General features: G+C 64.0%; 1 protein-coding gene. It reads left to right on the forward strand.

All coding sequences use genetic code 11. The features are described from left to right. Positions 1 to 57 precede the first annotated feature (57 nt). On the forward strand, positions 58 to 2,078 hold a 2,021-nt coding region (locus tag QN350_RS19530), incomplete at its 3' end, for a plasma-membrane proton-efflux P-type ATPase (RefSeq protein WP_323517170.1).

Consider the following 2,078-nt stretch of genomic DNA (forward strand, 5'->3'; position numbering starts at 1 on the left):
CATACGACGAACCCGCTTCTGAAGTTTCTTTCCTACTTCTGGGGCCCGATTCCGTGGATGATCGAAGTGGCCGTGGTCCTGTCCGGAGTGGTCGGGCACTGGCCCGACTTCTTCATTATCCTGGTGCTTCTCATGGCGAACGCTTTGGTCGGGTTCTTCGAGGAGCGCCAGGCCGGAAACGCCATCGCCGCCCTGAAGGACACGCTCGCTATCAATGCCCGGGTTCGACGTGACGGCGCCTGGGTCACGCCCGCCGCCCGTGAACTGGTGCCGGGAGACGTGATCCGGCTGCGGCTGGGGGATATCGTTCCCGCGGACGCCCGGCTGCTGGAGGGCGACGAGATCGAGGTCGACCAGTCCGCGCTGACCGGCGAGTCACTGCCCGTGACGTGCGCGGCCGGGGATGCGGTGTTCTCGGGTTCGATCGTGCGCCGCGGCGAGATCGGCGCCCTGGTCTATGCCACCGGCGCCCACACCAGCTTCGGCAAGACGGCCGGACTGGTGCAGGACGCCCACACCGTCAGCCACTTCCAGAAGGCCGTCCTGAAGATCGGCAACTACCTCATCCTCCTCGCCCTCGCGTTGGTGACCGTGATCGTGGTGGTGTCGACGCTCCGGGGCGACCCGATCCTGACGACACTGCAATTCGCGCTCGTGCTCACGGTTGCGGCTATCCCCGTCGCGATGCCGACCGTGCTGTCGGTCACCATGGCGGTCGGTGCACGGCTGCTGGCCCGGGAAAAGGCCATCGTCAGCAAATTGGTGGCGATCGAGGAACTCGCCGGCGTAGACATCCTGTGCGCGGATAAGACGGGCACACTCACCCGCAACGCGCTGACCCTGGGCGACCCGTTCAGCCTTGACGGTGTTTCGGCCGCGGATATCGTGCTCGCGGGTGCGTTGGCTTCCCGCGCGGAAAACGATGACCCCATCGACCTCGCCGTCCTCGGCGGTCTCCCGGAGAAGACCGCGATGGATGCCTACACGGTCACGCACTACCAACCCTTCGACCCGGTTCACAAACGCACCGAAGCCACCGTCACCGACGACCGGGGCGCGACGTTCAAGGTCACCAAGGGCGCACCCCAGGTCATCCTCTCTCTCGCCGACAATTCCGCGGACATCACCTCCGCCGTTGACACCGCTGTGAATGACTTCGCCGCACGCGGCTTCCGGTCTCTGGGTGTGGCCCGCGCAGAAGGACAGGGAACGTGGCAGTTCCTGGGTGTCCTCCCGCTCTTCGACCCGCCTCGCGAGGACGCCGCATCCACCATCGCCACAGCGAAAGCGATGGGTGTGACGGTGAAGATGGTCACCGGTGACGCGATCGCGATCGCGAAGGAAACCGCCGCCAAGGTCGGTCTCGGCACGAACATCCTCGACGCGTCAGGCCTGGGCGACGTGAAGAAGAAGGAGACCCCGGCGGTCGGGGAATCCATCGAAACAGCTGATGGGTTCGCCCAGGTCTTCCCCGAGCACAAATACCACATCGTCGACGTGCTGCAGAAGCGCGGTCACATTGTCGGGATGACGGGAGACGGCGTCAATGACGCGCCCGCACTGAAGAAGGCGGACTGCGGGATCGCAGTCTCGGGAGCGACTGACGCCGCCAGGGCCGCGGCCGCCATCGTTCTGCTCACCCCTGGTCTGTCCGTCATCATCAAGGCAATCGAGGAGAGCCGCCGGATCTTCCAGCGGATGAACTCCTACGCCATCTACCGCATCGCAGAGACCCTGCGCGTGCTTTTGTTCATGACCGTCTCGATCCTGGTCTTCAACTTCTACCCCGTCACCGCGATCATGATCGTGATGCTCGCCATTCTGAACGACGGGGCAATCCTGTCGATCGCCTACGACAACGTGAAGTATCGGAAGGCTCCAGAGGCGTGGAACATGCGTCTGGTGCTGGGCATATCGACCGTGCTCGGAGTTGCCGGAGTCATCTCCGCCTTCGGACTCTTCTATCTGGCCGAGAATGTCTTCCACCTCGATCGCGACCATATCCAAACCCTGATGTACCTGAAGCTTTCGGTGGCAGGGCATCTCACCATCTTCCTGACCCGCACCCGCGGCCCGTT

The organism is Cryobacterium sp. 10I5, from assembly GCF_035019865.1.
GTDB lineage: Bacteria > Actinomycetota > Actinomycetes > Actinomycetales > Microbacteriaceae > Cryobacterium > Cryobacterium breve_A.